Raw genomic sequence first — 25,737 nt, forward strand, 5'->3', positions numbered from 1 at the left:
TGTTGCTGAAGATGACATCATTAAAAGGGACTTTATATGAAAAAACTTGCCTCGGCTTTTGTCAGGGTTATTTTGCCTGTTATTACTGTCGGACCCGCACTGGCGGATGGAAATACATCACGTAAAGTCAGTATGGATTATCGGCATGAGTATCGTACTCGTGATATGACGCATTACGATAAGCTTACATTAAGCACACAACTTCCGGCAAATTATTTTTTTGCGGCAGAAACTAAATTTAAAACCGGCGGAAAAAATGTCAAGAATAAGTATTATAATGACACGGTATTAAATGCGGTTGAAATGACGCTTGGTAAAAAAATCATTATTGGCAACTGGACGGTGTCACCTATCATTCAACCTGAATTTAATTCGACCCGTACGGAGTGGAAATTCGGTGTATCACCCTGGTATAAAATAAATAACAGGTGGTCTGTGGGGGGGTTGTATCGTCTGGAACTGACTGATTATGCTCATGATCTGAGCGGGTGTGCCAACTGTAGCACCAATAAACACCGTACGGTAAATCGGGTGGATGGTTATCTGCGTTTCAGAGTCGACGATCTCACCACGACCTACAAAATCATCGTTATGCGAGGCGATGAAATGCTTTTTGCCAATACACGATATAATTACGAGCAGGAGCTACAGTTTAATTATGCTCTGGGTGATAAAAAAGAGTGGAGCCCCTATATCAGCTTCGGTGATATTAATCGCTCATCAAAGTCAAGCGAACGGCAGCTTCGCTTGCGCGCGGGCCTTGCTTACACGTTTCATTAGTTAATCAGGCCTTTTTGTTGATGTGTTTACTTTTGGTAAATATCGGCCCTGACGGGCCGATATTTTTACTGTTAAATTAAAACCAGCTCCTGTGGGCATAGATATTCACCGGTTTCGGTTTTGACGCGCTGTACTTGAGGGGGTATCTGCCAGCGCAAGCAGAGACTTCTGTTTGGGTTTGTAGCACTTTCCTGTGGGGTGATACTGAAACTGCCTTCTTTGAAGCCGGCTTGTGATTTATTAAAAGCCTTTTGCCCCGCCGTCGACGTGTTTGCGCCATGAGGATATTCACCTGTTGTCTGTTGCGTTAAAAATAGCCGCGCGGATGCGTGTTTTTATTCCTTTCAGCGTAATCAGATCGGCGTTGCTGGTACGTTCTCCGTTGCCAAACAGGCAACCTTCAACACGCTCTGTGCCCGCCAGCAATGCCAGTTCGGCACAGGCAATGCCTGTACCGCGGTCGTTGTGAGGATGAACGCTGATACAAACCTGCTTGCGCCGCGAAAAATAGCGGCAGAAGTATTCAATCTGATCGACATAAATATTTGGCGTGCTAACCTCCACTGTGGCGGGCAGGTTAATAATCATCGGGCGAAACGCATTGGGCCGCCAAGCTTCGGCTACAGCCTCACAGATTTGCGGAGCAAAATCTGGTTCGGTGAAGCGAAATGTTTCCGGCGAATACTGGAATGTCCAGTCAGTTTCTGGCGTTTCGTCACATAAACGTCGGATGTGTTGTGTAGCACTGACGGCAAGCTGAATGATTTCATCACGGGTTTGCCGGAATACGACGTTCCTGAAAAAGGGCGCCGTTGCATTATATAAATGCAGGGTTGCGCGATGTGCGCCGCGCAGGGATTCAGCCTTCAGGATGAAAAGTTTATACGGTAATAAAGGTGAATCTGTTTGATAGCTTATGACTGTCGCTCTGGCGGCTGCACCATCATGTTTAGTTCAGGGGCATTTTGTACCCGGCGACTGGTCGTTACATTATGATAACGTCTGCTAAAATTTCATTTTATTTATATGCTGCTGTGCATTATATCCCGGTCAAAAGATACGTAGCCCGTGTCGACCATGACGATAAAGTATTTACTGCACAGGCTAACGTGCCTCTGTATTAACTCATTTGCGCTGTTATTTTGCTGCAGTTAATGCTTCGATCCTGGCCCGTGTTGAACATAGCCTGTAATAATGCAGCGGAGACGCTCAATTCTGTGTCGCATGGGTTTAAGGGTGTCGAAAAACAGCTTGCTGCATCTTTAGGAAAAAGCACACCGGGTCAGGCCCGGTGCACAGAAAGGCGAGGGTATTAGCTATGCCGCTGGATATAGCAGCATGTGAAAATGTCGTTGTGGCCTAATGACCGTTAATTTCTCCGCGCGTAAGCGATGTGATATTATTACCGTTAACGTCAGTTGCCTGCATATCGGCACCTTTCGCCTTCAGCTGTTCCAGCAGCGCCTGTCGCTGGAATAACGCGGCATACATTGCCGCCGTTTGCCCGGCATTATTGCGCATGTCCGGGTTGCATTTGGCGGCGATCAGCCGACCGGCAATTTTCACTTCGCCTTTAAAAATGGCACCCATTAGCGCGGTGTTGCCGTGTTTGTCACGCAGACAGGGGTCGGCTCCGGCACTGAGCAGTTTTTCCAAGGCCGCAAGATGACCATGGTAAGCGGCGAGGATAACGGCGGTATAGCCGCGTTCATCCTGCACGTTGAGATTGTATTTTGCGGTAATAAAACTTTCGAGCATGGCAGTATCGCCCGACCGCGCCGCACCCCAAAGGTAATTATTCAGCTGTTGTTTGACCTGTTGCTCGTCAGCGTGGTTCGGTGACTCGGCGGCCAGCACCGGTGCGGCCAGCAGGTAAAGCAGTAAATAAAGCGCTTTCATCGCCTTTTCCTCATCAGTATGCCAGGCAGCCCGTACCGTGGTGCGGGCGCGTACTGTTACATCAGTCGGAAAGTTTATCCGCCAGTTTTTTTACTGTGGCCAGGTCCCCTTTTGCCACGGTGGTCAGGCGCGTGCCGTAGTCCTTATCGGCCTTGTAAAAATAGGAGAGCATGATGTTTTTGCTTTCCGTATCGGTATCGACCAGCGAGGTTCCCAGGCTATTGATTAGATCGTCCTGATCTTTTTTACTGTAAGAACGGTAAAGCTCGCCAGTTTGTTTAAAGTTTTGCTCGCGCTGGATCTTACTTTGCTGTGTGGTGCCTTCCAGCGGGGTGTGACTGTAGCGAGCGGAAGCCATTTCCTCACGCGGCCAGAGACGGCTCGGCTGATAATTCACCCCTTTGTCCTGAGTGTTACCACTGTTGAGGCTGCCGTCCTGGTTACCGTTGTTTACCGGGCTGTGCGGTCGGTTAATCGGCAGACTCAGGCCATTAGCCCCGATACGGTAGAGTTGCGTATCTGCATAGGCAAACAGCCGTCCCTGCAGCAGCTTATCTTCTGAGGGTTCAATACCCGGTACCAGATTGGAAGGCGCCATCGCCACCTGTTCGGTTTCCTGGAAAACGTTATCCGGGTTTTTATTCAACACCATCTGACCGATTTTACGCTCAGGCACGCCAGGCCAGATTTTGGTGGCATCCAGTGGATCAAAATCAAACTTTTTCAAATCCTCCGGCTTCAGAACCTGAATGTAGAGATCCCATTTCGGGTAGTCACCACGATTGATCGCCGTCACCAGGTCATGCGTCATGTGACTGTAGTCTTTGCCCTGCACCTGCTCAACCTGCTTTGGATCGAGGTTTTTGATGCCTTGCAGTGTCTTCCAGTGGAACTTGACGTAATGCACTTCACCCTTGCTGTTAACAAATTTGTATGCGTGCACGCTATTACCATCCATGTTGCGGTAGGAGGCCGGTGTACCTTCGTTGGAGTAGAGCAGGGTCAGAGTGCGGGTTGATTCCGGGAGGTGGGAAAAGAAGTCAAAGCGGCGTGAATCATTGTCGAGATTAGTTCGGGGGTCCGGTTTGAAGGCATGGACCATGTCCGGGAACTTGATGGCATCACGAATGAAGAAAGTGGGGAAGTTGTTGCCAACCAGGTCCCAGTTACCTTCAGTGGTGTAGAATCTGGTGGCAAATCCACGTGGATCGCGCAGCGTTTCCGGCGAATGGTTACCGTGTACCACGCTGGAAAAACGGACAAACACCGGGGTTTTGCTGCCGACGCTAAATACCTTTGCGGTGGTCAGATCGGAAATATCTGCTGTTGCGGTGAATTCACCATGTGCACCGGTACCGCGTGCATGCACTACACGCTCAGGAATGCGTTCGCGGTCGAAACGTTGAAGCTTTTGCAGCAGCTGCACATCCTGCAACAGCACCGGGCCGTTAGCACCAGCGGTCTGCGAATTCTGGTTGTCGCCTACAGGTGCACCATTATCACGGGTTAAGGTTTCTGCCATCGCCATCTGACTGATGGCCAGCGAGGTTAAAACGATCAGCAGTTTTTTTCGGTTGTTAAAGCCGCCAGCGATAGGGTCATTGATCATAATGCTATCCTCATCGGTTATCAGGTAAAGTGCATTTCCGCAGAGTTGCTTTTGTCAGCAGCCTTTTTTACGACACACAGGCAGGTGCTAAGGAAAGCTGCCCATCAGTGGGCTATCTGCCGTCAAACGAGCACCTCTGCTAAAAAAAGCAAAGCGCATCGCTGCATAGCGCAGGATGTGGAAGGACCGGGCACGTTCAGGGCACTTATTGTTTTGCTGTGAATGATCTTTCGACCATTTATGCTTATCGGGGCTTTTTATTCCCCATTTTTACACTGCTGATGGGTGCCGCTCTGACTTTTTCTGCGATGGGTGATTCAGGCTATTTGCCTGAAATCGCGCACATATTACATGGAATTACCTTTATCGGTGAGCCAGTATCAGCTATTGAATCAATAGGCAAAACGTTACTTTTTGTGCGAAAAGGTAACGGTATGCAGTGGTGATAAACGGCCAGCAGGGACAAGCCTTCTTTTATGCGGGTGCGGACTTCAGTGGCGTGCGCGGGGATGTTGTGACAGGACGAAAGGTTAATCTGTGGAGGCCTGTTCCTTACCGGATGCTTAAGCCTGCCTGATCATCAAAGACGCTGTGCCTTGCGTTTATGTACAGAATAACCCGGTACGGATTATCAGGTGGGACGAAGCAGACAGCGTGACGGCTGGCACGAAGAGCAAACCTTGTCCTGTAAAAGTAAACCGCTATTTACTAGCTAATATTTCAGGTTTAGTGAAGTTTAGCAGGTAATTTTCGCGTCACATGAGAAGCCTGAAACATGCAGAGTAAATATTTTTAATTAACGTTGCGCTGTAATTGATGGTGCGGGGGATGGTTTTTGGTTTCTTTTTAAATTTTCATAGATTGAACTCACTTCCAGTGCGTATTTTACACGTCTTTTTTCCTGTGTTTCTGTTTCACGGAATCCGGCATTGTAAGCACCCACGGCACGCCATGAATATCCCCAGCGTTTGAAAGCCAGCCCCAGAAAATAGGTGCCGGTGAAGATATTCAGACAAGGATCGCGAGAGAGATCGTCAGGGGTAATGCCAAATTTAGCCAGATGAGGAAAGTTCTGTGAATGAATTTGCATCAACCCTACAGCATATTTCTCATCACTGATAACATTCATCGCCTGTGGCCGCCAGGATGATTCCCTGAAGGAGATGGCACGCAACAAATCGGGGTCAATATTATATTTTCTTCCCGCCATTTCGTAACAATCTTTTGCAAAAACGGGAAAGGTTAACATAAATGATAAAATAATAAAAATTCTTTTCATTTCTGAAATGCCTTCATTTATTTCTTTTTTAATCTTTCAATTAAAAACCCGAAACTATTTAACTTGATGTGATAAATACTGACTTCGAACGGCTGTCGATTAATAACTTACCTTTTTTTAAAGGAGATCATGCTGAAGTATTGGTTTACAAGTTGTTTTATGTTCAAACTGCAGTGTATTTACACACATTAATAAATGCAATGATATTCGTTTTAAGTTTGGTAGTTCTCTGGCATCATAAATAAAACATCTTAATAAAATGCTATTTATTGGGCTTGGGTTGTTGATTTTTTGTATGTTGTTTTTTTGAGTGAAATAATAAATGAAGTTAATTGCATGTAACGTTGAGAGAAATACACAGGCAAATAAAACCAAAGCGGTTGTTTTGGAACATAATTAAAGTTGCCTCATATAATATTGAATTGTTTATTTCAGACGTCGCTATAAGTAAAATGGACAGAATAAGCCTTATTATGCAATGCATGGTATTAGTCGGATCGGTTTTTCTCTCAGGCGAACACAATAACAGCGCGGGTTCTATTTCCGATGCTGAAGGGTATCGTGCTATGCTTTTACTACTGGAAGAATGATTTTTTATGCATGCGCAGGTTAAGTGATGGTAAGACCCGACTGGATAAAAGATTTCTGTTGTTTCTTCACAGGCAACGCCTCACGAGATAAAAGAAAATTATCGTCAGTCAGAAGAGAAGAGTTAAATTTGCTTACCCGACAAAATGATTTAAATTTCACTATTACATTTGTTTTGTTTTCACAACTAGGGCATCATGTTTAACGGACTTATTTAAGTACTTAAGGGCTGCCTGAGGATGCTCCTGTCTTTGCTGAACTACTGGCTTTAGCTACCGTCAGGGTGCGATATTCGTGCTGCTTTTATTGATAGTTACCTCCTCAGATCCAACGCTTTTGCTAACTGGATGACAAAAAGTCAGAGAGCGGCTGTTATAGTATGCCCCGCTGTCAGCAGGAAATATTGAGTTTGGCTAATTGGTGATTGTTGTGCAGTAGAAATATGAGATGTCGTCCATTTACCTTCAGACGGTTTTAGTAAAGGCTAATTTTGATGGAAGATTTCATTCAGTAGAGGCACCACGTGGATAAGGAATCGGTAAATTTCAACATTCTTGAAATAGTATCTTAACTAACAATGCCTTAATAAGAAGGAACCTTTTTTTATCCAGAGTGTTTATCGAAACATACGGTTTCATTGCATGTATTATCTTAAGTATACTAATTGGAATCAATTTTTTTGAACTGCGCCACAATAGGAAAAAGCTGCCAATTTTTATATCGCAGATACGGACTATATTGGCCGCTTGTTTTAAATTTATATCAGGTGAAAATTATATGAATGATATTAGTTCGATAGGTAATAAAATTTCCAAGCCACCTATTGATGTTGGCTCTTTGAGCAGAGCAGGCTCGGAAAATAATTTAATAAATAATATTTTATCAGTTGGAAATGCAAATGACCGCGATTTATCTTTTTTCTCCAGTAATGATGCATCCTCTGTACTCAATGAGGATGTTGCTGATAAAAGCCTTGTTAATAGCTTTAAAAATAAATTAGCTGGCGTTGCTAAATTTATCAGGGACTGGGGGCCTAATCACATTATTCTCCAGGCTGGTCCTCAGTTGTATAACAAATCTGGCGGATTTTATTACAAATTTACGCCAACAGCTGTTATTTCCTCCGATCACATTGAATTATATCCACTTTATGTTGAGATAGGGCATGCAATATCTGAATTAGGTGGAGGGAACGTTAAAGGGTATGCACTGTGTGCTAATCAACAAGGTTTAAATGTTGACTGGAATAAACGGGAACTGGGGTATTTGAGACAGATGCTTGGTAGGGTTGAAGTCGATTTTCCATATGGTGACTCCGGTTTCCAGGGGACAGTAGGTTTTGAGATAGGCATTACGGATAAAATGACAGGGGTCAGAAATATTATCAAGGATGCTTGTTCTGATTTTAAAATTTCTGCGGCCCAGGGTCTTTCGTTAGTTGGTGTGAATTTCGCTGCCAACCCGGATCTGATTAAAATAGTAACTGCGGGACTGATTGGCACGTTTTGCTTACCAGAGGTAATATCCAGATTGACAAACCAAGACAACAGCCGGGAAAGCGTGCTTTGGATGGGACTGTCTTTTGGCTATGCTGATTATAATAGCACATACTTTCCTGATCTTGAAATATTAAAAGATAGTCAACATCAGGGTGTCAACATTCAGGCAAATGCATGTGTTCGTCATGCTGAGATGATAACTTACAATTTTAAAAATAAAGTATTTTCTATACCACATGCCTTAATTAAGGCATTGACACTAGCACATGGGGGAAGCAAACCAGATATTATTCGAAATATATTATCCTCCCAGGCAGAGATTAATCACGCGGTCAGCCAAAGTTTTCTACCTGCAGAAGCAGGACATACAGCTAATGACTGTCTGAATGAAATAGCTTTGCTCTCTTTCAGGAGAATAGAAGAGGATGAGAATCAGCGACATGAACGGAACAACCTTGTCACAGAGGTTTAGCAATCCAGATAATTCAGCTTACCATGCCGTAGTGGCCTGTTAGTTGGTTCAGGAGGCGCGAAACAGGAAGCACAAGGCAGCGCCTTCATTTGAAAAACATTTTGAATATTGCTTCACCTTAACCTCAGGTTGACAATATTGTGCTGTCAGTTTTCAGACAGCTATCGTTCGTTTTTTCTCAAAATCTTCCAGCGCTATTATCAGGTTATATCGAGTTAAGGACAGCATGAGCAGAATTGCTGATTCCCCGGAAGAAATAACGCGTGGATAAGACCACGAGAAGGCATGTAATTGTCCATGGTTAGGAAACTGAATCATCGTTTTAAAAATTTCCTGACCATGAGCAGCAGTGTCTGTAATGCAGTAATGATGTGCCATCGGGAACGTTATGTGTACTAGCTCAGACCTGATCTGACAGTTACCGGTTATTTATACAGGTGTCTGTCAGATTACATCTGGTTCAGATTTTTTTCTGCCCAGACTCGTTTACCATCAAGTAACGTGGCCATTGGCGTACGCCCGCAGCACATTTTTCCCTGATGAGTTCGCTCATTATTGTAATGCCACAACCCGTTGTCCAGATCCGTTTGCAGGCTCTCCAGGTCTTCGTATAACTTCTTACGGAACGTAACCTGATAAAAATCCTGCAAAATAGTTTTATGGAAGCGCTCGCAGATGCCGTTCGTCTGCGGAGACATCGCCTTCGTTTTTGTATGGTCGATATCGTTGATGGCCAGATACAGCTGGTAATCATGCTGCTCCACCTTACCACAGTACTCCGTTCCCCTGTCGGTCAGGATCCTCAGCATCGGCAGTCCCTGAGCCTCGTAGAACGGCAGTACGCGATCATTGAGCAGGTCTGCGGCGGTGATCGGCGTTTTACTCGTATACAGCTTGCAGTGTGCCACTTTCGAGTACGTATCCACGAACGTCTGCTGGTAGATACGACCCACACCTTTCAGATTGCCCACGTAGAAGGTGTCCTGCGACCCGAGATAACCCGGGTGAGCAGTTTCGATTTCTCCGCTGGCCTCGTCATCGTGGGCCTTCTTCTCCAGCGCTGCGATTTGAGCGTCGGTAAGCACGATGCCTTCTCTGGCGACCTTTTCCTCAAGTGCCTTCAGGCGTTTACGGAAGTTCTCCAGGTCGTGCCGTTGCCAGATGGAGCGCACGCCGCTACCGGAGATAAACACGCCTTTTTTACGCAGCTCATTACTGGTCCGGTGTTGCCCGTGGGCCGGGAACTCAACGGCATATTCAACAACAGCGCGTTCAGTGGCTTCGTCGGCGCGGTTCTTCAGGTTGGGGACGCGGCGGTTCTGGTTAATCAGCGCATCGATGCCGCCTTCAGCAGCCAGTTCCTGATAACGGTAAAACGTGTCGCGTGACACGCCCATGATCTTGCAGGCTTTTGATACGTTACCGAGTTCTTCGGCGAGATTGAGCAGGCCGGCTTTGTGTTTGATGATGGGATTGTTAGTATGAATCATGAGAGTTACCTCGCGTTTTGTTTAAGGATTAGACACCCATATCAAAACCGGTAACTCTCAACCTTTCAAGGTCCAGTGTCAGATCAAGTCGCGACTAATACACGTTATGGTCATAAAATGGCATTTGCGGCGCGTTTTTAACCTGAAAGCTGTTTTTCAGACGCACTTATCCCGCAGTCTGTGCCAGAAGCCATCGTTTCCGGTCGATGTTATGCAGTCTTTCTGCCACCAACTCCGACGCGTGCCTCCCGGCCTGCGCACTGCTGAAGCGCAGTCGGTTGCCGCACAGAATGCATTTGTACGGATCCGTGCGCAGAAATTCTTTCATCAGCGCGGCGAAGCCGGGCTTCTCCGGTTTTTTCCGCGCTTCCATCTCCAGGGCTTCATACACCTTCGGCAGCAGGCTACCCCGTTTACGGTTTGATAAAAAACCGTAATAACGCACCATCTTAAAATGCTTCGCCGGGATATGGCTGATATAACGTCCGATCATATCTTCCTGCGTCAGCGTCTGCTGCCGGTACTGCTGCGTACGGTGGTCGTAATAGTGGTGCACCACCGCGCCGCCGCTGTAGTGCCTCAGCTTCGCCGCCGACACGGGGGGCCGTTTCAGGTACCGGCCCAGATATTTGACGCTCCGCCAGGCCCCCCGGGTCTTCTTCGCGAAGTGGACCTTCCAGCGGCGCCCGTACTGCGCCTGCAGATAGCGCAGCCACTGTTTTTTGTCGTGGATATGCCCCAGCCCCGGCAGCCTGCCGGGGTTAATCAGGTCATAGCTGTGGCGCAGCAGCCGGATGACGGCTCCGCGCCAGATTTCCTCCACGGCATGCTTTTTAAAGAAGAGGTCGCGCCATACGCCGTGTTTAATATCAAGCCCGCCGCGGGTGACGGAGAGATGAATGTGGGGATGCTGGTTGAGCTGGCGACCGTAGGTGTGCAGGGCGCAGAAGATACCGACTTCCACACCCTGTTTTCTGGCCCAGCGGAGCATGGCGCGGGTGGCTGCGCGGAACAGGGCATTGAGCAGAGGCCAGTTATTGTTGAAAAAGGGCCACAGCAGATGGGGCATGGTGAAGGTGATATGCTGCCAGTCGCAGTCGGGCAGAATTTGCTGTTGCTCTGTAATCCACTGCTCCGTGGCCTTATGTCCGCAGGAGCTGCAGCCTTTTGATTTACAGGTCTGGCAGAAGAAGCGGGTGTGGGTGCAGTCCGGGGAGGCGCAGCAGTATCGCTTCACCCCCATGGCAGCAGTGCCGCAGGCGAGCATGCGCTCGACGCAGAGTACGGTCCAGGGGCTGAGGGTGTCCCCGTGTTTATCCATATACCGGTTCCAGGCGTCATCAGTGGTGAACAGCAGTTTTGCCGGGCGCGGGATATACATGCGGCGGATTATCGCTCTGCAGTGGCACCGGTATTATAGTGCCAGTCGTCACAGTCATCGGCCCAGTTGTCGGTGTGTTTATCCCAGGGAGCGAAGGTCACCGGCAGCATGCCGGATTCTGTGGCGATAATAAACACATCGGCTGGCATGGACTCAAGGACGACATCGCCGTCGGGTGAGTCAGGCGGCTCAAAGCCGCGGATGATGCAGACGAGAGGCGGGTCGAAGTGTGTATCGAGGAAAAACTGTGGCCCCAGGTGGACACAGTGACGAATGGCATCCTGCGGAGTGTCGTAAAAAACTCGTCGGGGTCGTCATAATCGCTCCGGGGTGGAATGGACACCAGAAAACGCTTAGGATATCCGGGTATAGCGCGTCGGGACGAGGGCGTGGGTTTACGCTTTCTGGGGGCTTTGCTACGGGCAATGTGAATGATTTCCTGAGAAATTAACATACCGCAGAGTATAAAGCTGTGAGCCGGTCATGAACACCCTCGGAACGGCAGAGCCGTGACGCTCGCCCTGTAAGGGCGCTATGTTCATATCGATATCGGACCAGGTCATGATCTCATCCCGATTTCGCAGGCTGAGTGCAGTCGTAACGATGAACGGATTGTGCCGCAGACTTAAGGCTGCACGGATATAAGACAGGGTAATCAATACCGAGAAGAATCAGTTCCCTCCCAAAAAAGTCACTGTGGCCAGCGTTTTCGATATCGGGTCAGGTCATCGATTGTCTATATGGGATCCATTGCGCAATTCCACGTCTGGGAAATCCTCCAAAGACAGTTAAAGGGGGGCCGCTGCGTCAGTGAGAATACCATGCGCTGGTTGGGTTATGCTGACGCACATCTCCTCAGCATTCTTGCGTAAGCGCAACTGTTGCCCATGCTGATTTGACGCAGTGTGCTGGTCCCGGTGGGATGGCCCCTGAACTATGCGAAAAGTTGACTCAGTTGTGTCGGGGAACGGTTCCCTGGAACAATACGCCAGTGTGGCTATCGAGAATGGGTGATGGGACTGGAGATGGTTTGTGCTTAAATAGCGCGCCAGTGATCGATTCAAACCGGGTTACCGTAAGTTTCATTTATGAAAGCAGGGCAGCGGACGCCTTTCTGTTTGAATTCATGCCAGGCTGTCTGACCTGGCATAACCGTGTAAACATCTGTCAGGGCAGAGACAAGTATGCTCAACAGACCCGCTTACCTCACTCCCGATTCGTTAAACTGCGGTGACGATAGCCTCAGCACAGCCAGGCCGGCAGAATTCTGGCGGGATCCGACGATAAGCTATGTTGAAAGTCGCCGCGCCTCTCAAAGTCGTGCCTGCTATAAGCTGCACAGCCATCCGACTTTCTCCATTGGCGCAGTTGATGCGGGTGGCAGTAGGTTTACCGGGACCTCTGGGGGGCCTTACAATTTGCAGCTGGGAATGATGGCCTTCATCCCGGCTGGCTGCGTTCATGCCTGTAATCCTTTACCCGACCAGAGCCGGAATGACCAGATGCCACACCTGGATGCCACATGGCTGCGCAATGTGGTCACTGAAATGAGCGACATACCGGGAGGTTTTATCAAGGAAAGTGAAATCCGACGGCTTGATGATGAAGATGTCTACGGTCTCTTTTGTGAACTCAATACTCTCCTGTTTTCAAATGCCGACGCAGAAGAAAAAAATGCCGCGCTGATATCAGCGTAGCATCAACGTCACCTTCAGGCTTCGCTGTTTTTCAATTTGCTACGGATCGTGCGGCATCAATGCCTTAACTTTCTGACAGCGGCTTACTGCCACCCATTATTTTCTGCATGCCGCAACAGTGTGTTACGTCGTGTTTTTTGCCATTTTTTTCACAATAGCGATATCATCAAAAGAGAAAGAAATGGAACAGGGCAGGACGCGTATCATCAGTTAAAGATGCTTATCTACGCTTTTATTTTGGTTTTTAATGCTGCCTTAAAGGGGTGTTTGAAATCAAAAATACCCTGCGGGATTTTTGATGACTAAAATAAGTATTATTAATATTGTATATTTACAGGCTAATAATCACCCCAGACGGAAATATTAATTCTTTTATAAAGAAAGTTAATGTCATTGAGGATTTTCTTAATGCATTTTTATGATTTTCTTTCTGTTTTTTAATTAAGAAGTTAATTAAATCATGAAATTAAAAATTAATAAAAACCAGCATCTAATTTTAATGTAAAAACAAGATTAAAACGCTGACTGTTTATAAATTCTCTTTAAATTAGTCATCAATTTTATGATAACAGGTTAATTATAATGCTATCTAATGATATGAATTTTGAGAAACAGGGTTTTATACACTACAAAGTGGTTGTTTCTTGTACAGTCCAGGAAATGAATATATTGCTGACAGAAGTACAGTATCTTGAAAAAGACCCGTATGCCGCGGATGAAACACTGAGAAAGCGCAGTTATGGCAGTGCCATTATTCTTCTGTGGGACGCTGACAGCGTCCACTGGTTGCCTACGGTTAAGCGTAATGGAAAAGATAAGTCAGGGTACGATCAGGGTTAAAATAACCCTGATCGCGACGCAATAATGTACTTTAATTCATTAAGCTTGCAGTTCACATCAACCGAATTTATTAATCAATTAATTCTCGAAGATTATAATTTCACCTTTGGACGTCCAAATCACTACTTGTCAATTTATGTCAGGGTTCATCTGGTGAATGTTTCCTGTCGCGATCATACCAAAGCGGGATTCAGTTCCCCGGACTGTTTTCATCAGGGTGGTGAGCTATTTACTTTTGCACACCTTGTAAACAGAAGCACGAATGCCATTGGCGGAAGAAATTATATCGCCAGTACGGTAATAAGGAATAAAACGCTGTCTGAGGTGTCAAGGAATGACATTATTCACGAGTTCCAGATTGATGGATAGTTTCGCCGTCTGTGACGATTTAGTAAGCCATTATGTCGACCATTTGCATATGAAAGACTCGTCAATCCCGATAGAACGTACTATGATACTTATCGATTTTTCCAGGGCAAAACAGTCTATGTAATTCCTGCAGAATTATATAAAAAAGGTGATTTTCTTAATGCAAGAGTCTTTCATTTCGATAGCGTTGATTTTTATCCTTCTGTTATCGGGTTATTACACAGGGAAAAGCGTTAATGACCGACTGAAATCAGTCATTCTCTCTCAGATATCCAATGTTGTTTTACTTCTTTTATTGTGCATGGGCATTGATTTTGGCAGTGTTTTTACCAATAAAGATATTGGTTACAGTATTATTCAGAATGCCATCATCCTGTCAGCAACGATAACAATGGCTACCTTCTTTTTTCTTTATAAAAAAAAGAAAGTGGCGGTCGTTAAGAACCGCGAGCAATCTTTTCTCAGACCATTTAAAGGGTGCTTCAGGGCTTTTTTTGCGTTTTCCATTGGCGTAGGGATATTCAGATTTACCGGGTTCCAACTGGAAAGTATCCATTTTCCCAGTAGCATTGTACTGTATGTATTAATATTTCTTGTCGGGCTGGATCTTGTCGGTGTCAGAGTAAAAAAACTGACTCATGATCTGGTGATGGTGCCGGTATTAACGGTGTTGGCTACTGTTAGCGCGGCTGCTGTTTGCTCAATGTTCAGCCATTTCTCCTGGCGAGAATTACTGGTGGTGTCCAGTGGATTTGGGTGGTTCTCATTATCCGGGCCAATGGTGAACAGACTGGTTTCTCCTGAAATGGGCGCTATGGCTTTTATGACAGATTTTTTTAGAGAAATGTTCAGCATCATTTTTCTTTATTTTCTCGGGCAGACGCAGCCCAGAGGGGCTATCGGTATTTCTGGTGCGGCCGCACTTGACTCCGTCTTACCCTTTATTAAAGAAAATTGTGAGAGCACCTTTATCAGTCATGCCATCGTCAGTGGATTTATTCTTACTGTTCTTGTTCCCTTTATTATTTCTTTTTCCGTTACGTTACTTTGATTTGCTGCACGGGGTACATCACCCCGTGCACAAATTTATCAAAGGTCGCACGTCGATGGACGTACGCTGTGTCACTACAAGGCACTGATACTTAGCGCCTGTCTCAACAGAACGTTATTCCAGACAATAAAACCACAGGAAAAACGCAACAGGACCCCGTCATTCTCAGGTGCCTTTTCCCGTCGGGTCAGGGGCCGGCGAAACCTGTTCATCCGGCTGTGCCTCCTCCCGACGACCCGGCGACGGGCCATGAAGTTCGTGGTTTACTGGCATCTCATTCCTCTTTACGGGGCGGGATATAAGGCTCGTCACGACGGCTCAACCGGTCTGTTTTCAGCCCGGGCGCTTCGTCGCCTTTGTCCGGGCAGCGTCCGGGTTTTTGCCCCGGACGCCCCGTCTGAAGAGCACCGGGTGTATCCGCCACCAGTTTGATGTCATGCCTGTCTGCTGCTGCGACGCCCCGAGACAGAGGAAGCCCCCCGGTATCTGTCATCAGACTGGGCTTTACGCCCTGTTTCCCTCTGTCCGTGGTGTTGCGTCCTGTTTTTTTGTCCTGGGCAGCGGTGATGTTGTCATACCGCCATCCATGAGCAGTCCGGGGTGTCCACAGGCCAGTAATCCGTTCTGCCAGAAACGCCCGAAGACGCCTGCGTCTCTCCGTTCCCGGAAGCGCCGGTGCGCAGAAGTTGATGAACCTATCCCTGTGGTATTGAGTGCATTCCACTGACAGGCTGTGCTGGGGACGAAGAAAATGGCGTTCATTGCGGCCCGATTATCAACACGTTTTCGGTGTGTACCCGGAGGATGGCGGGTTTTGTGTTCCGGGATAAGCGGGGCCATTTTGTCCCGGAGTTCATCGCTAATCTTCCCTTTACCGCCTGCCATACTTTGCCCTCAGATATGACCGGGATGCATTATACGATAACGCCTTTTGGGACAGGCTCTTAATACCGTCAGTCGGCGTGCTGGCGTATCATCTTCTGCCGCAATATGCGGTTCAAAAATGGCCGCTGCTATAAAGCAATCCGGCGCAATAAAGCGGCGCATTATTTAGTTGGTCAAATACGCATAAATCCAGCCCTTATTCTTTCCACCTGTATCGGTGTTGTCGTCTAGTTTCGTTAACCAGCAAAATAAGACGCCGTTAAAAGCTGGGTTAAAGAATAAAGCCGGTTGATTGCCTGATAGTGAAAACAACGGGTATCTGTACCGTACTGAATACGGGCGTCTGAAGCGAACAGGTATCCGGGCAGCTGCATACGACAGTCATTTGCAGCATCAATAAAAACGGTTCACTGACAATCGGCTGTTCATCAGACTGATTTAACACCGGTAAGCGGCCTGGATATAAATAAGTGCTTTGGGAAGCACACTAAAGTGTGGTTGCCGGGTGAATAGTGAGTGTTTCAGGTTGCCATGACATAACACGAACCGCGCGGTATTGCACAAAAGGCAGGGCTGGAGCGCAGACAGAAGAAAAATCTGACAGCAAAACGGGCCTGCAACAATATCAGGGTGGTGGCGACGGCTTAACGCAGCGAGGCTCCCTGATTATTCGCCCCCGGGCGTTGGGGGAACGGTTAATAACCTTGATGGTTAGGAGATTGAATCGCCTCTTTTGAGATCGCCTGACCATGAAAAGTGGCACGATCTACTCCATTGCTGCTGCTGATCTGTGTGGGTTTTGATGTGAAAATGCCATCTTCGCCGTATTTTTAACCTGAAACCTGTTTTTCAGGCGCACCGATCCAGCTCAGGCATCCGCAGCCATCGTTTTTTCGCCATCTGATACAGCCTGTCAGAGAGCATTTTTGTAGCGTGATCGCCCGCCACAGCGCCGGCAAAACGCAGCCGGCCCTTGCACAGGATGCACTGGTACGGGTCGGTACCCAGGAAGGCTTTCATCAGCACCGCGAAACCCGGCTTCTGCGGTTTCTCACGCGGTGTCATCTCCAGCGCTTCGTAGACCTTTGGCAGTAGCGTGCCGCGTTTCCGGTTGGCCAGAAAACCGTAGTAACGCACCATTTTAAAGTGTCGGGACGGGATGTGGCTGATGTAACGCCACAGCATCTCCTCCTGGCTTAGTTTCTGACGTTTGTGCTGCTGCGTGTTGTGGTCGTAGTACTGGTGCACCACCGAGCCGCCGCGGTAATGGCGCAACTGCGAAGCCGCGACCGGCGGCCGTTTCAGGTATCGGCCCAGGTATTTTACGCTGCGCCCGGCCCCGCGGGTCTTTTTGGCGAAGTGGACCTTCCAGTGGCGCTGATATTGCGCCTGCAGGTAGCGTTTCCACTGTTTCTCATCGCGGATATGCCCGAGGTTGGGCAGCTTGCCGGGATTGACTCGATCGTAGCTGTCACGCAGCAGGCGGATAACGGCACCGCGCCAGATAACTTCAACCTGCTGTTTTTTGAAGAACAGATCGCGCCAGACGCCGTGTCTGACGTCGAGGCCACCGCGGGTAATGGAGACGTGGATGTGCGGATGCTGATTGAGCTGGCGTCCGTAGGTGTGCAGGGCGCAGAAAATACCGACTTCAATACCCAGCTTGCGCGCGTGCCTGAGCATGGCGCGGGTGGCGCAGCGAAAAAGGTCGTTGAGCAGCGGCCAGTTGTTATTGAAGAACGGCCACAGTAAGTGCGGCATGGTGAAGGTGATGTGCTGCCAGTCGCAGTCGGGCAGGATGTGCTGCTGCCCGGCGATCCATTGCTCGGTGCCCTTGAGGCCGCAGCTGCTGCAGGCCTTGGACTTGCAGCTCTGGCAGAGAAAGCGCGAGTGGGTACAGTCAGGGGAACTGCAGCAATAGCGGCGAACGCCCATGGCGCAGGTCCCGCAGGCAAGCATGCGCTCGACAGAGAGTTTGGTCCAGTCGCTGAGCTGATGGCCATTCTTATCAAGGAAGCGCTCCCAGCCGTCATCGTGCTGGAACAGGAGCTTTGCAGGTCGCGGTATGTACATGAAAGACAGTATAAAATACGGCGATGAGGGTGGAAAGGACTTCGGCTGCGCAGCAGACGAGCTCACGCCGCAGGCGTGCTACCGTTCTTACAAAAACAGCGCGGCGGCTGAATGCGTCGATCTGTGAAGCAGGTGCGGCGATTTCTGTCGGGGTGATGTATCCCGCTCAGGCCCGTGGAGACGCAGCCGGACAATCCCTCTGGATAACAAACCAGAGGGATAGCGCCAGCAGCGCGTGTTCAGCGCCCTGAGCGGCACACCACTGAATTAATCGTTATAAGCCAGCTCTGCCGAAATGGCCCGGGCGGTTTCGACCACCTGCGCCATCAGTTTTTTTATCCCGATCTGCTGTAGCTTCGCGGTAGGTAAAGACACTGACACAGAAAATGGCACCCGCTGTTGAATATCAAAGACCGGTGCCGCCAGGCAGGAGACCCCCAGCTCATTCTCTTCCCTGTCCATTGCGGTTTGCTGCTGGCGAATGGTTTTCAACTCTTCCAGCATTTCTGGCAAGGTGGTGATGGTATTCTTTGTCAGCTTCTGGATGGTGTCCTGATGCGTTGCCCAGTAGTGCGCCGGGTACTCTTCGCTGCCCCACGCCATAAAAATTTTTCCCATAGCCGAGCAGTAAAGCGGCATATGCTGGCCAATATAGGCGCGGGTGCGCATCATACCCGTGGTAGGTTCCAGCTTATAAATCAGAATTACATGATCGTCTTCCCGGCTGGAGAAATTGACCGTTTCGCCCACCTGCAGATTCAGTTTCTCCAGATGCGGTGCCGCCACATGGATGATATTCAACGACGACAGCGCTTTTTGCCCCACCGAGATAAACTTGGTGGTGAGCCGATAGCTGCCGGGCGAGGGGGCCTGGGTAACATAACCGCTGCTGTGCAGCCCCTGCAGCAGCCGGTGTACGGTGCTTTTGTTCATCCTGGAAAGCTCTGACAGCGTCGCCAGCGGGCAGCCGTTTGGATAATTACTTAATATTTCAATTAGCTGCAGGCCACGAAACAGGCTCTGGGTGCCCGCAGGCTGATCCTTTTTATCGTCCTTTGCGGTATCCGCTTTTACGCTCATTCACACTTCCTCTTAGTTTCCGCACAGGCTATATCGGACTTTTTCTGATGGTAACGCAAGCCTCCCGGGCTGTGAATATGTCACCATGCTTCGCGCTTAATCTTAGCCTGAAAAATCGCTGGAAGCGAAGTGAGTCATTCATCACACTTCTATAACATAACAAATAACTAATTGATTTTTATCTTAAAATAAAACCTTCACATCTTTGCTTTTCGCTAGAATGAAGAATAGTATTTTTGGAACTTAATTTCGTATATTGGAATTTGCGGCTGTTTATGATGTTGTGCCGCCGCGGATATTCGTCTGTTGTTGCAGGAGACTGTTATGCAGAATAGCCCCGAAACAGCCCTACTTACGTTAAGCCATATTACCAAACGCTTCGGCGGCAATATCGCTGTGAATGATGTCAGTCTGGAAGTGCATCCCGGCGAAGTACTGGCGCTGCTGGGTGAAAACGGTGCTGGCAAATCGACTCTCATCAAAATCGTTGCCGGTGTGTATCCGCGTGACGGCGGCGATATCCACTTTAACGGTGCCAGTATTGCTTCCGCCGCCGCGGTGAAAACCGCCACGCATCAGCCTATCGCCTTTATTCATCAGGATCTCGGCCTGATCGAGTGGATGACGGTGGCCGAAAACATGGCGTTGGTCATGGGTTTCACCCGTTGCCTGGGGTTGATTGACTGGCGCGCGGTGCGCGAGCGTTCCCGCCAGGCGCTGGAGGAGGTCGGCATCGCCCTCGAACCGGATGCCCGCGTATTTGAGCTGTCGCGCACCGAAAAATCACTGCTGGCCATTGCCCGTGCGGTGGCGGTCAACGCGCAAGTGCTGGTGCTGGATGAACCTACGGCCTCACTGCCTGCCAACGATGTCCGCCATTTGTTCAGCGTGATTAATCGTTTGAAAGCGAAGAAAGTCGGCATGGTCTACGTGACCCACCGCTTGGATGAAGTGATTGAAATTGCCGACCGCGTCTGCGTGATGCGCGATGGTAAACGCGTGGCGGGCGGCTATACCCGCGACTACAGTCTGCGCAACCTGGTGGAGATGATCGTTGGTGAAGCGGTGGAGGGCAATCAGCGTGAGCCTCTGCCGGAAAAAGCCGATCCGGTACTGACTCTCGATAAGGTATGCATCAATGAAGTGGGTCCGGTCTCTTTCAGCCTGCAACCCGGAGAGATGCTGGCGCTGGCCGGCCTGCGCGGGGCTGGCCAGGAAGAGATAGGACGTCTGCTGTTCGGCGAGCGTCAGATTACCGACGGCAGCATCCGCTTTCGCCAGCAGAGCTATCAGGCCTGCTCGCCACAACAGGCGATGGCGGCTGGCGTGTCGCTGGTGGCGGGCGACCGTACCGGTGAAAGTCTGGTGATGTCGATGAGCGTGCGCGAAAACCTGTTTCTGAACCCGTGCGCCAGCGGCCACCATATGCTTTCACACTATGGTCGCCGTGCCGAACTGGGCACCAGCTGGTGGAAAATGCAGCTATTCGACGTCCGCCCGAAAGATGTCAGCCTCGATATCAGCGCCCTTTCCGGCGGCAACCAGCAGAAAGTGGTGATGGCGCGCTGGATGCACCTCAACGCGCCGCTGCTGATATTGGAAGATCCCACAGCCGGCGTTGATGTTGGTGCCCGCGAAGAAATCTACCATCTGCTGAACAAAGCGCTGACCGATGGGGTTGCCGTGCTGGTGATCTCCAGCGACTTTGAAGAGATCGCCCATATCTGTAACCGTGCGCTGGTGTTTAATCGCGGTGAAATCGTCGGCGAGCTGACAAACGATCGGGTCAGCTTTGCCAGTCTGCTTGAGCTGGCCTCTGCCAGCAGTGAATCCACTGTCGCCACCGTCTGAAATTGCAACGCCACCCGCAGGCGGTGGCAGGAGAAGCTTTATGTCTAAAACGTCCGTTAAGTCGACCGCGCTGGAGCAACGGGTCACCCTCGCTCAACACGGTGCCGGTCCGTGGTCGATGCAAATCGTTACCCGCTATGGCCTGCTGTTGCTGTGTATTCTGCTGGCCGTGCTGTTTTCCGCGCTGTCGCCGTCGTTCGCCAGCATGCTGACGCTGCAGGCGATCCTGTCAAGTAAAGCCAAGATTGCTCTGCTGGCGCTGGCGGCGACCATCCCAATGATTGTCGGCAAGATCGACCTTAACGTCGGCTTTGGCATTGTACTGTGGCATATTCTTGCTATCACCCTGCAGGTGCAATATGGCTTTTCCTGGCAGATGGCGGTGCTGGCGGTGCTGGCCATCTCCGCGCTCTATGGCCTGCTGAACGGCATTCTGGTTGCGCTGGCGGATATTGACAGCTTTGTTGCCACCCTAGGTTCCGGGACCGTGCTGTACGCTATCGCGCTGTGGCACTCCGGCGGTCGCCAAATCGTCGGTGATCTGTCCGATGCCTTTACCGCGCTGCACTACACCAACATTTTCGGCATCCCAATCGGGGCTTTCTATGTGCTGGCCGTGGCGATTGTGCTGTGGCTGATTACCGAACATACCCCGCTGGGCCGCTGCATGTATGCAGTGGGTGGTAATCCGGCGGCGGCGCGGCTGAACGGCATCGCCGTTAATAAATTCACCATCGGTGCGTTTATTGCCTCCAGCGTGCTTACCGGGTTCAGCGGTGTGCTGATTGCCGCCGAGCAGGGCGTGGGACAGGCCAGCGTGGGCATGGACTATCTGCTGCCCGCACTGGTCGGTGCTTTCCTCGGCAGCACCACGATTCGTCCGGGCCGGGTTAATGTCTGGGGTACGATGGTGGGGATTGCCATTCTGGCCGTCGGCATTGCCGGTATCCAGCAGTTCGGCGGCGAATTCTGGGTTGAACCGCTGTTTAACGGTGCCACGCTGCTGCTCTCTATTACGCTTGCCGGCTACGCCCAGCGCCGCCGGATGCTCAACCAGAAAGCCGTGGTGCGTAGCCAAAGCGCCACGGCGGCCTCTTCTGACCCTAATCAAAAATCCATGACTCCTGGGAGTTCGCTATGAAAATGCACGTACTTGCACTGCCCCTTTCTGCTCTGCTGGCCACGGTGCTGCCAGCGCACGCTGACAGCTATCTCGACCAGGCAACGGCCGCTGTTCAGAAAGCCACGGGCAGTGTTACCGCATGGGGTGGTCCCACCAGCGGCCCTAAGCTGCAACCGGGTAAGAAAGTGATTTTTATCGCTTCCGATATGAAAAACGGTGGTGTGCAGGGTGTGCAGCAGGGGTTAAGTGAGGCGGCCCAGGCGGCGGACTGGAAGCTGGAGACGCTTGACGGGAGCGGCTCGGTAAAAGATCAGCTTGCCGCGCTTAATCAGGCCATTGCCCAGCGACCGGATGGCATCGTGATCGGTGGCTGGAACCCTAACGTGGCGAAAATGCTGCTGAAAAAAGCGGTGCAGCAAAAAATTGTGCTGATGGCGTGGCACGCGGTGCCGCAGCCGGGGCCAATTCCGCAGTATGGCGTGACCACCAATATCACCTCCAGTTCCACCGACGTGGCGCGGCTGACGGCGCAGTACGCTGTTGTGCAATCCGGTGGTAAGGCCAGCGTGCTGATCTTCACTGATTCGCTTTATCAAATCGCGCTGGACAAAGCCAACACCATGAAGCAGGAGATCGAGAAATGTAGCGGCTGTAAGGTGGTGGAGTTTATCGATACGCCGCTGGCCGACACCGCCAACCGCATGCCTTCAATGACCTTCAGCCTGCTGCAAAAATATGGTGACCGTTTTCAGTACGCGCTGGCGATTAACGATCTCTATTTTGATTTTATGGCTCCGGCGCTGAAGATTGCCGGAAAGGGGGGCAGTAAAGCGCCGTTTAATATCTCTGCCGGTGACGGCTCGGTGTCAGCTTTCCAGCGTATCCGCAGCGGCGACAGCCAGATCGGGACCGTAGCCGAACCGCTGAAGCTACATGGCTGGCAGCTCCTGGACGAATTTAACCGTGCCTTTGCCGGCCAGCCGCCCTCAGGCTATGTGACGCCGCCGCATCTGATAACCAAAGAGAATATCGGCAGTGATGGCGGGTCGCAGAATCATTTCGACCCGCAGAACGATTATCAGGGCCATTACAAAACCATCTGGGGTGTGAACTAACGGAGACACTATGGCAATCACTGACGATCTGGTTATTGAGAAGCTCTGCTCCCCGGCAATATGGGCAGAAGGCCCGGTGTGGCTACCACAGCAGGATGCGGTGGTGTTCAGCGATGTGAAGGGCAACCGTATGTTTTGTTGGCAGCGGCGCGGCGAGTTAACGCTGTGGCGCGCGTCTTCAAACTTCACGAACGGCAACGCGCGGGACAGCGAGGGCAGGGTGATCAGCTGTGAGCATGGTCGCCGCTGCATTAGCCGCACCGAATTTGACGGTAGCGTCACCCTGCTGGTGGATAAAGTCGATGGCAGGCGTTTTAACTCGCCGAATGACGTGGTGGTCTGTTCCGATGGTACCCTCTGGTTTACCGATCCACCCTACGGTATTACCAGCGATATTGAGGGCTACCATGCCCATAGTCAGGTGATCGGCTGCTATCTCTACTGCTTCGATCCGGCCAGCGGCAGACTGAGCATTGCTGCCAGCGATCTACAGCGCCCTAACGGGCTGGCCTTTTCACCGGATGAGAGCCTGATGTACGTGGCGGATATGTCGATCGTTGATTTTCCGACGCTGGGCCGCCGCGAACTGCGGGTTTACACGGTGGACGGCAATCGTCTGAGCAACGGTAGAGCGTTTGCCGAGGTGGCGCCGGGCATCCCGGACGGCTTCTGTGTCGACCGACGGGGTAACATCTGGTGTAGCTGCGCCGATGGCGTTATCGCCTTTGACAGCAGCGGTCGGGCCATCGGCAAAATCCCGCTTCCGGAGTGTGTCTCTAACTGCACTTTCGGCGGCCCGGATGGCGACGAGCTGTATATCACCGCAACCACGTCGCTGTATCGCGTACGTATCAGGCAGTAATGCACGTGGGTTAGCCGGGGCGTACACCTGGTAAAATGCTGGCGGAACCGTTTGATACGGCATCCGCATCGCACACAGCAGGTTATTTTAGCTGTATAACCGACGTCGGGTGACTCCCCGACGTCGGCTTCCCTACGCCTGCCGATCACCCGATGTGGTCACGATCACATAAGTTAATATTAATTTTATATTATTGTTTTTTTAACAAAAAATTACATGTCTGTTTCTTTGACTTCATCTGAATAACCTCATACGATTTAGTTGGAATGACATTCCATATATTGAAATAAATCATGAGCGGGGGAGAAACAGCAGCATGAGAATCAGTTACCAGCAGTTAAAGCAGGAATTCCTGCGGGTGTTACTGGCGCACGGCGTATCGAGTGATAAGGCTGAGGCCTGCGCTACTCTGTTTGCCGATACCAGCGAACGCGGCGTCTATTCCCACGGCGTAAATCGCTTCACCCGCTTTATTCAACAGTTGGACGCCGGGCACATCGTGCCGGAGGCGACACCGGAAAAAATGCTGTCGCTGGGCGCCATTGAACAGTGGGATGCCCATCGTGCCATCGGCAACCTGACCGCAACCGCGATGATGGATCGTGCTATCCAGCTTGCCGATAATCACGGTATTGGTCTGGTTGCGCTGCGCAACGCTAACCACTGGATGCGCGGCGGTAGCTACGGCTGGCAGGCGGCGGAGAAGGGCTACATCGGCGTCTGCTGGACCAACTCCATTGCGGTGATGCCGCCGTGGGGGGCAAAGAACTGCGCGATTGGCACCAACCCGCTGATCGTCGCTGTGCCGGGTGAACCAATCACCATGGTGGATATGTCAATGTCGATGTTTTCCTACGGCATGCTGGAAATTAACCGCCTGGCGGGTAAATCCCTGCCAGTGGATGGCGGCTTTGATAACGACGGCAATTACACCCGCGACCCTGCCGTTATCGAAGAAAACCGCCGCATTCTGCCAATGGGTTACTGGAAAGGATCGGCGCTTTCTATTGTGCTCGATATGGTTGCCACCCTGCTTTCTAACGGTGCGTCGGTGACGGAGGTCACGCAGGACAACGGCGACGAATTTGGCATCTCGCAGGTGTTTATCGCCATCGACGTTGACCGTCTGATCGATGGCCCAACCCGTGACGCCAAGCTGGCCCGCATTCGCGAATCGATCAGCGAGGCTGACCGCGCCGACAGCGAGCAGGCCATCCGCCTGCCGGGCCACAAGTTCCCCGGCATCCGTGCTGAAAACCAGCGCCTCGGCATTCCGGTCGATGAACGCGTCTGGGCGCGTATTCAGGCACTCTGACAGGAGCAACCCAATGATTTTTGGTCATATCAACAATACCGAGGCGTACCACTATCCCGCCGCCGTCGCCTGCGCGATTGCGTATCACGATTTCCAAAACATGGTTGCAGGACGTCATGAGGTCAGCGAAACCGGCTGGGTAGTCCAGGTGCTGGATCTGCAAACCGGTCCGTACGACGAAAACTACCCGGAGGCGCATCGCCATGTCGTTGACGTGCAGTATCTGGTCCAGGGTGAGGAGCATATCGGCGTGGCCACGGAGAAAACCGGGCTGGCTATCCATCAACCCTGGGACGCCAGCCGCGATATTATTTTTTATCGCGATGCCCCCTCCGAGACGCTGCTGTTGATGAAGCCCGGCAATTTTGCCGTGTTTTTCCCGCAGGATATTCACCGCCCTAACTGTATGATCGGCGAGTCAAAGCCGATCCGCAAAGTGGTGGTTAAGATCCCGGTTGCCGACTTCACCTAATCAGGGA

The 25,737-nt window shown here is 50.5% G+C and carries 21 protein-coding genes and 2 pseudogenes; 13 read left to right on the forward strand and 10 right to left on the reverse strand.

From position 1 onward, the window contains the following. The first annotated feature begins 36 nt into the window (after window positions 1–36). Window positions 37–780 (forward strand): oligogalacturonate-specific porin KdgM family protein, encoded by a 744-nt coding sequence (locus LU633_RS19445; RefSeq protein WP_016192019.1) that lies wholly within the window; start codon window positions 37–39, stop codon window positions 778–780. Between the two features lie 345 nt (window positions 781–1,125). On the opposite strand, the pseudogene LU633_RS19450 reads toward LU633_RS19445, so the two are convergent. The 4 genes and pseudogenes from LU633_RS19450 to LU633_RS19465 form a co-directional block, all read right to left on the reverse strand. Further along, a pseudogene (locus LU633_RS19450) lies at window positions 1,126–1,641 on the reverse strand (2-isopropylmalate synthase); the annotation flags it as partial. 498 nt (window positions 1,642–2,139) lie between these two features. Continuing rightward, window positions 2,140–2,679 carry an ankyrin repeat domain-containing protein gene (locus tag LU633_RS19455; RefSeq protein WP_016192021.1) on the reverse strand — a complete coding sequence of 180 codons (540 nt, stop codon included), beginning with the start codon at window positions 2,677–2,679 and terminating at the stop codon, window positions 2,140–2,142. A gap of 61 nt (window positions 2,680–2,740) precedes the next feature. Next, window positions 2,741–4,207, reverse strand: coding sequence for a catalase KatB (gene katB / locus LU633_RS19460; RefSeq protein WP_198292540.1), 1,467 nt, complete (start codon window positions 4,205–4,207; stop codon window positions 2,741–2,743). A gap of 877 nt (window positions 4,208–5,084) precedes the next feature. Continuing rightward, the gene (locus LU633_RS19465; RefSeq protein ID WP_016192024.1) at window positions 5,085–5,567 is read right to left on the reverse strand and encodes a transglycosylase SLT domain-containing protein; all 483 of its coding nucleotides are present in this window, start codon (window positions 5,565–5,567) and stop codon (window positions 5,085–5,087) included. 1,365 nt (window positions 5,568–6,932) lie between these two features. Between LU633_RS19465 and LU633_RS19470 the strand changes: the two genes are divergently transcribed. After that, window positions 6,933–8,126, forward strand: a complete 1,194-nt coding sequence (locus LU633_RS19470) for a hypothetical protein (RefSeq protein ID WP_157275252.1) — start codon at window positions 6,933–6,935, stop codon at window positions 8,124–8,126. 449 nt (window positions 8,127–8,575) lie between these two features. Here the strand turns inward: LU633_RS19470 and LU633_RS19475 are convergent, their stop codons facing one another. The 3 genes from LU633_RS19475 to LU633_RS19485 all read right to left on the reverse strand — a co-directional run bounded on the left by LU633_RS19475 (window position 8,576) and on the right by LU633_RS19485 (window position 11,146). Next, entirely contained in the window at window positions 8,576–9,616 is a 1,041-nt protein-coding gene (locus LU633_RS19475) for an IS481 family transposase (RefSeq protein ID WP_046371791.1), read from the reverse strand. 166 nt (window positions 9,617–9,782) lie between these two features. Further along, window positions 9,783–10,997 carry an IS91 family transposase gene (locus tag LU633_RS19480; protein ID WP_046371879.1) on the reverse strand — a complete coding sequence of 405 codons (1,215 nt, stop codon included), beginning with the start codon at window positions 10,995–10,997 and terminating at the stop codon, window positions 9,783–9,785. Window positions 10,998–11,005: 8 nt separating this feature from the next. Continuing rightward, window positions 11,006–11,146, reverse strand: coding sequence for a hypothetical protein (locus LU633_RS19485; protein ID WP_161796965.1), 141 nt, complete (start codon window positions 11,144–11,146; stop codon window positions 11,006–11,008). Between the two features lie 1,035 nt (window positions 11,147–12,181). Between LU633_RS19485 and LU633_RS19490 the strand changes: the two genes are divergently transcribed. The 4 genes from LU633_RS19490 (at window position 12,182) to LU633_RS19505 (ending at window position 14,954) form a co-directional block, all read left to right on the forward strand. After that, entirely contained in the window at window positions 12,182–12,694 is a 513-nt protein-coding gene (locus tag LU633_RS19490) for an AraC family ligand binding domain-containing protein (RefSeq protein WP_016192027.1), read from the forward strand. A 660-nt stretch (window positions 12,695–13,354) separates the two neighbouring features. Further along, window positions 13,355–13,534, forward strand: a complete 180-nt coding sequence (locus LU633_RS19495) for a hypothetical protein (RefSeq protein ID WP_232426894.1) — start codon at window positions 13,355–13,357, stop codon at window positions 13,532–13,534. Between the two features lie 24 nt (window positions 13,535–13,558). Then, window positions 13,559–13,903 carry a 2OG-Fe dioxygenase family protein gene (locus tag LU633_RS19500; protein ID WP_232426895.1) on the forward strand — a complete coding sequence of 115 codons (345 nt, stop codon included), beginning with the start codon at window positions 13,559–13,561 and terminating at the stop codon, window positions 13,901–13,903. A 160-nt stretch (window positions 13,904–14,063) separates the two neighbouring features. Continuing rightward, the gene (locus tag LU633_RS19505; RefSeq protein WP_046372039.1) at window positions 14,064–14,954 is read left to right on the forward strand and encodes a lysine exporter LysO family protein; all 891 of its coding nucleotides are present in this window, start codon (window positions 14,064–14,066) and stop codon (window positions 14,952–14,954) included. Between the two features lie 74 nt (window positions 14,955–15,028). Here LU633_RS19505 and LU633_RS19510 read toward each other — a convergent pair. Beyond that, window positions 15,029–15,839: pseudogene (locus tag LU633_RS19510) on the reverse strand (IS5 family transposase). A gap of 849 nt (window positions 15,840–16,688) precedes the next feature. Then, a complete protein-coding gene (locus tag LU633_RS19515; protein WP_046372040.1) occupies window positions 16,689–17,912 on the reverse strand; it encodes an IS91 family transposase in 1,224 nt (407 codons plus the stop codon). Here LU633_RS19515 and LU633_RS25840 point away from each other — a divergent pair. Beyond that, the gene (locus tag LU633_RS25840; protein WP_267921502.1) at window positions 17,911–18,039 is read left to right on the forward strand and encodes a hypothetical protein; all 129 of its coding nucleotides are present in this window, start codon (window positions 17,911–17,913) and stop codon (window positions 18,037–18,039) included. The genes LU633_RS19515 and LU633_RS25840 overlap by 2 nt on opposite strands. A gap of 140 nt (window positions 18,040–18,179) precedes the next feature. Here LU633_RS25840 and LU633_RS19520 read toward each other — a convergent pair whose 3' ends face one another. Next, complete coding sequence (locus tag LU633_RS19520) at window positions 18,180–18,992, reverse strand: IclR family transcriptional regulator (RefSeq protein WP_016192032.1); 813 nt, start codon at window positions 18,990–18,992, stop codon at window positions 18,180–18,182. A gap of 324 nt (window positions 18,993–19,316) precedes the next feature. Here LU633_RS19520 and LU633_RS19525 point away from each other — a divergent pair, with 324 nt between their 5' ends. The 6 genes from LU633_RS19525 to LU633_RS19550 all read left to right on the forward strand — a co-directional run bounded on the left by LU633_RS19525 (window position 19,317) and on the right by LU633_RS19550 (window position 25,730). Beyond that, complete coding sequence (locus LU633_RS19525) at window positions 19,317–20,843, forward strand: sugar ABC transporter ATP-binding protein (protein ID WP_016192033.1); 1,527 nt, start codon at window positions 19,317–19,319, stop codon at window positions 20,841–20,843. A 40-nt stretch (window positions 20,844–20,883) separates the two neighbouring features. Then, the gene (locus LU633_RS19530; RefSeq protein ID WP_016192034.1) at window positions 20,884–21,984 is read left to right on the forward strand and encodes an ABC transporter permease; all 1,101 of its coding nucleotides are present in this window, start codon (window positions 20,884–20,886) and stop codon (window positions 21,982–21,984) included. Further along, a complete protein-coding gene (locus tag LU633_RS19535) occupies window positions 21,981–23,081 on the forward strand; it encodes an ABC transporter substrate-binding protein (RefSeq protein WP_016192035.1) in 1,101 nt (366 codons plus the stop codon). The genes LU633_RS19530 and LU633_RS19535 overlap by 4 nt, the downstream gene beginning before the upstream one ends. Before the next feature lie 10 nt (window positions 23,082–23,091). Further along, complete coding sequence (locus LU633_RS19540; protein WP_016192036.1) at window positions 23,092–23,943, forward strand: SMP-30/gluconolactonase/LRE family protein; 852 nt, start codon at window positions 23,092–23,094, stop codon at window positions 23,941–23,943. A gap of 316 nt (window positions 23,944–24,259) precedes the next feature. Next, entirely contained in the window at window positions 24,260–25,258 is a 999-nt protein-coding gene (gene yiaK, locus LU633_RS19545) for a 3-dehydro-L-gulonate 2-dehydrogenase (protein ID WP_016192037.1), read from the forward strand. Between the two features lie 13 nt (window positions 25,259–25,271). Next, window positions 25,272–25,730 (forward strand): YhcH/YjgK/YiaL family protein, encoded by a 459-nt coding sequence (locus LU633_RS19550; RefSeq protein ID WP_016192038.1) that lies wholly within the window; start codon window positions 25,272–25,274, stop codon window positions 25,728–25,730. Window positions 25,731–25,737 lie beyond the last annotated feature (7 nt).

Source organism: Erwinia tracheiphila, assembly GCF_021365465.1.
In the GTDB taxonomy this organism is placed as follows: Bacteria; Pseudomonadota; Gammaproteobacteria; order Enterobacterales; family Enterobacteriaceae; genus Erwinia; species Erwinia tracheiphila.

Coding starts and splice junctions, on each gene's coding strand:
- LU633_RS19500 (WP_232426895.1), top strand. CDS start 13,559: ATGTACTTTAATTCATTAAGCTTGCAGTTCACATCAACCGAATTTATT.
- LU633_RS19540 (WP_016192036.1), top strand. CDS start 23,092: ATGGCAATCACTGACGATCTGGTTATTGAGAAGCTCTGCTCCCCGGCA.
- LU633_RS19465 (WP_016192024.1), bottom strand. CDS start 5,567: ATGAAAAGAATTTTTATTATTTTATCATTTATGTTAACCTTTCCCGTT.
- LU633_RS19525 (WP_016192033.1), top strand. CDS start 19,317: ATGCAGAATAGCCCCGAAACAGCCCTACTTACGTTAAGCCATATTACC.
- LU633_RS19535 (WP_016192035.1), top strand. CDS start 21,981: ATGAAAATGCACGTACTTGCACTGCCCCTTTCTGCTCTGCTGGCCACG.
- LU633_RS19505 (WP_046372039.1), top strand. CDS start 14,064: ATGCAAGAGTCTTTCATTTCGATAGCGTTGATTTTTATCCTTCTGTTA.
- LU633_RS25840 (WP_267921502.1), top strand. CDS start 17,911: ATGAAAGACAGTATAAAATACGGCGATGAGGGTGGAAAGGACTTCGGC.
- LU633_RS19515 (WP_046372040.1), bottom strand. CDS start 17,912: ATGTACATACCGCGACCTGCAAAGCTCCTGTTCCAGCACGATGACGGC.
- LU633_RS19495 (WP_232426894.1), top strand. CDS start 13,355: ATGAATATATTGCTGACAGAAGTACAGTATCTTGAAAAAGACCCGTAT.
- LU633_RS19485 (WP_161796965.1), bottom strand. CDS start 11,146: ATGCCAGCCGATGTGTTTATTATCGCCACAGAATCCGGCATGCTGCCG.
- LU633_RS19480 (WP_046371879.1), bottom strand. CDS start 10,997: ATGTATATCCCGCGCCCGGCAAAACTGCTGTTCACCACTGATGACGCC.
- LU633_RS19490 (WP_016192027.1), top strand. CDS start 12,182: ATGCTCAACAGACCCGCTTACCTCACTCCCGATTCGTTAAACTGCGGT.
- katB (WP_198292540.1), bottom strand. CDS start 4,207: ATGGCGATGGCAGAAACCTTAACCCGTGATAATGGTGCACCTGTAGGC.
- LU633_RS19455 (WP_016192021.1), bottom strand. CDS start 2,679: ATGAAAGCGCTTTATTTACTGCTTTACCTGCTGGCCGCACCGGTGCTG.
- LU633_RS19445 (WP_016192019.1), top strand. CDS start 37: ATGAAAAAACTTGCCTCGGCTTTTGTCAGGGTTATTTTGCCTGTTATT.
- LU633_RS19475 (WP_046371791.1), bottom strand. CDS start 9,616: ATGATTCATACTAACAATCCCATCATCAAACACAAAGCCGGCCTGCTC.
- LU633_RS19470 (WP_157275252.1), top strand. CDS start 6,933: ATGAATGATATTAGTTCGATAGGTAATAAAATTTCCAAGCCACCTATT.
- yiaK (WP_016192037.1), top strand. CDS start 24,260: ATGAGAATCAGTTACCAGCAGTTAAAGCAGGAATTCCTGCGGGTGTTA.
- LU633_RS19550 (WP_016192038.1), top strand. CDS start 25,272: ATGATTTTTGGTCATATCAACAATACCGAGGCGTACCACTATCCCGCC.
- LU633_RS19530 (WP_016192034.1), top strand. CDS start 20,884: ATGTCTAAAACGTCCGTTAAGTCGACCGCGCTGGAGCAACGGGTCACC.
- LU633_RS19520 (WP_016192032.1), bottom strand. CDS start 18,992: ATGAGCGTAAAAGCGGATACCGCAAAGGACGATAAAAAGGATCAGCCT.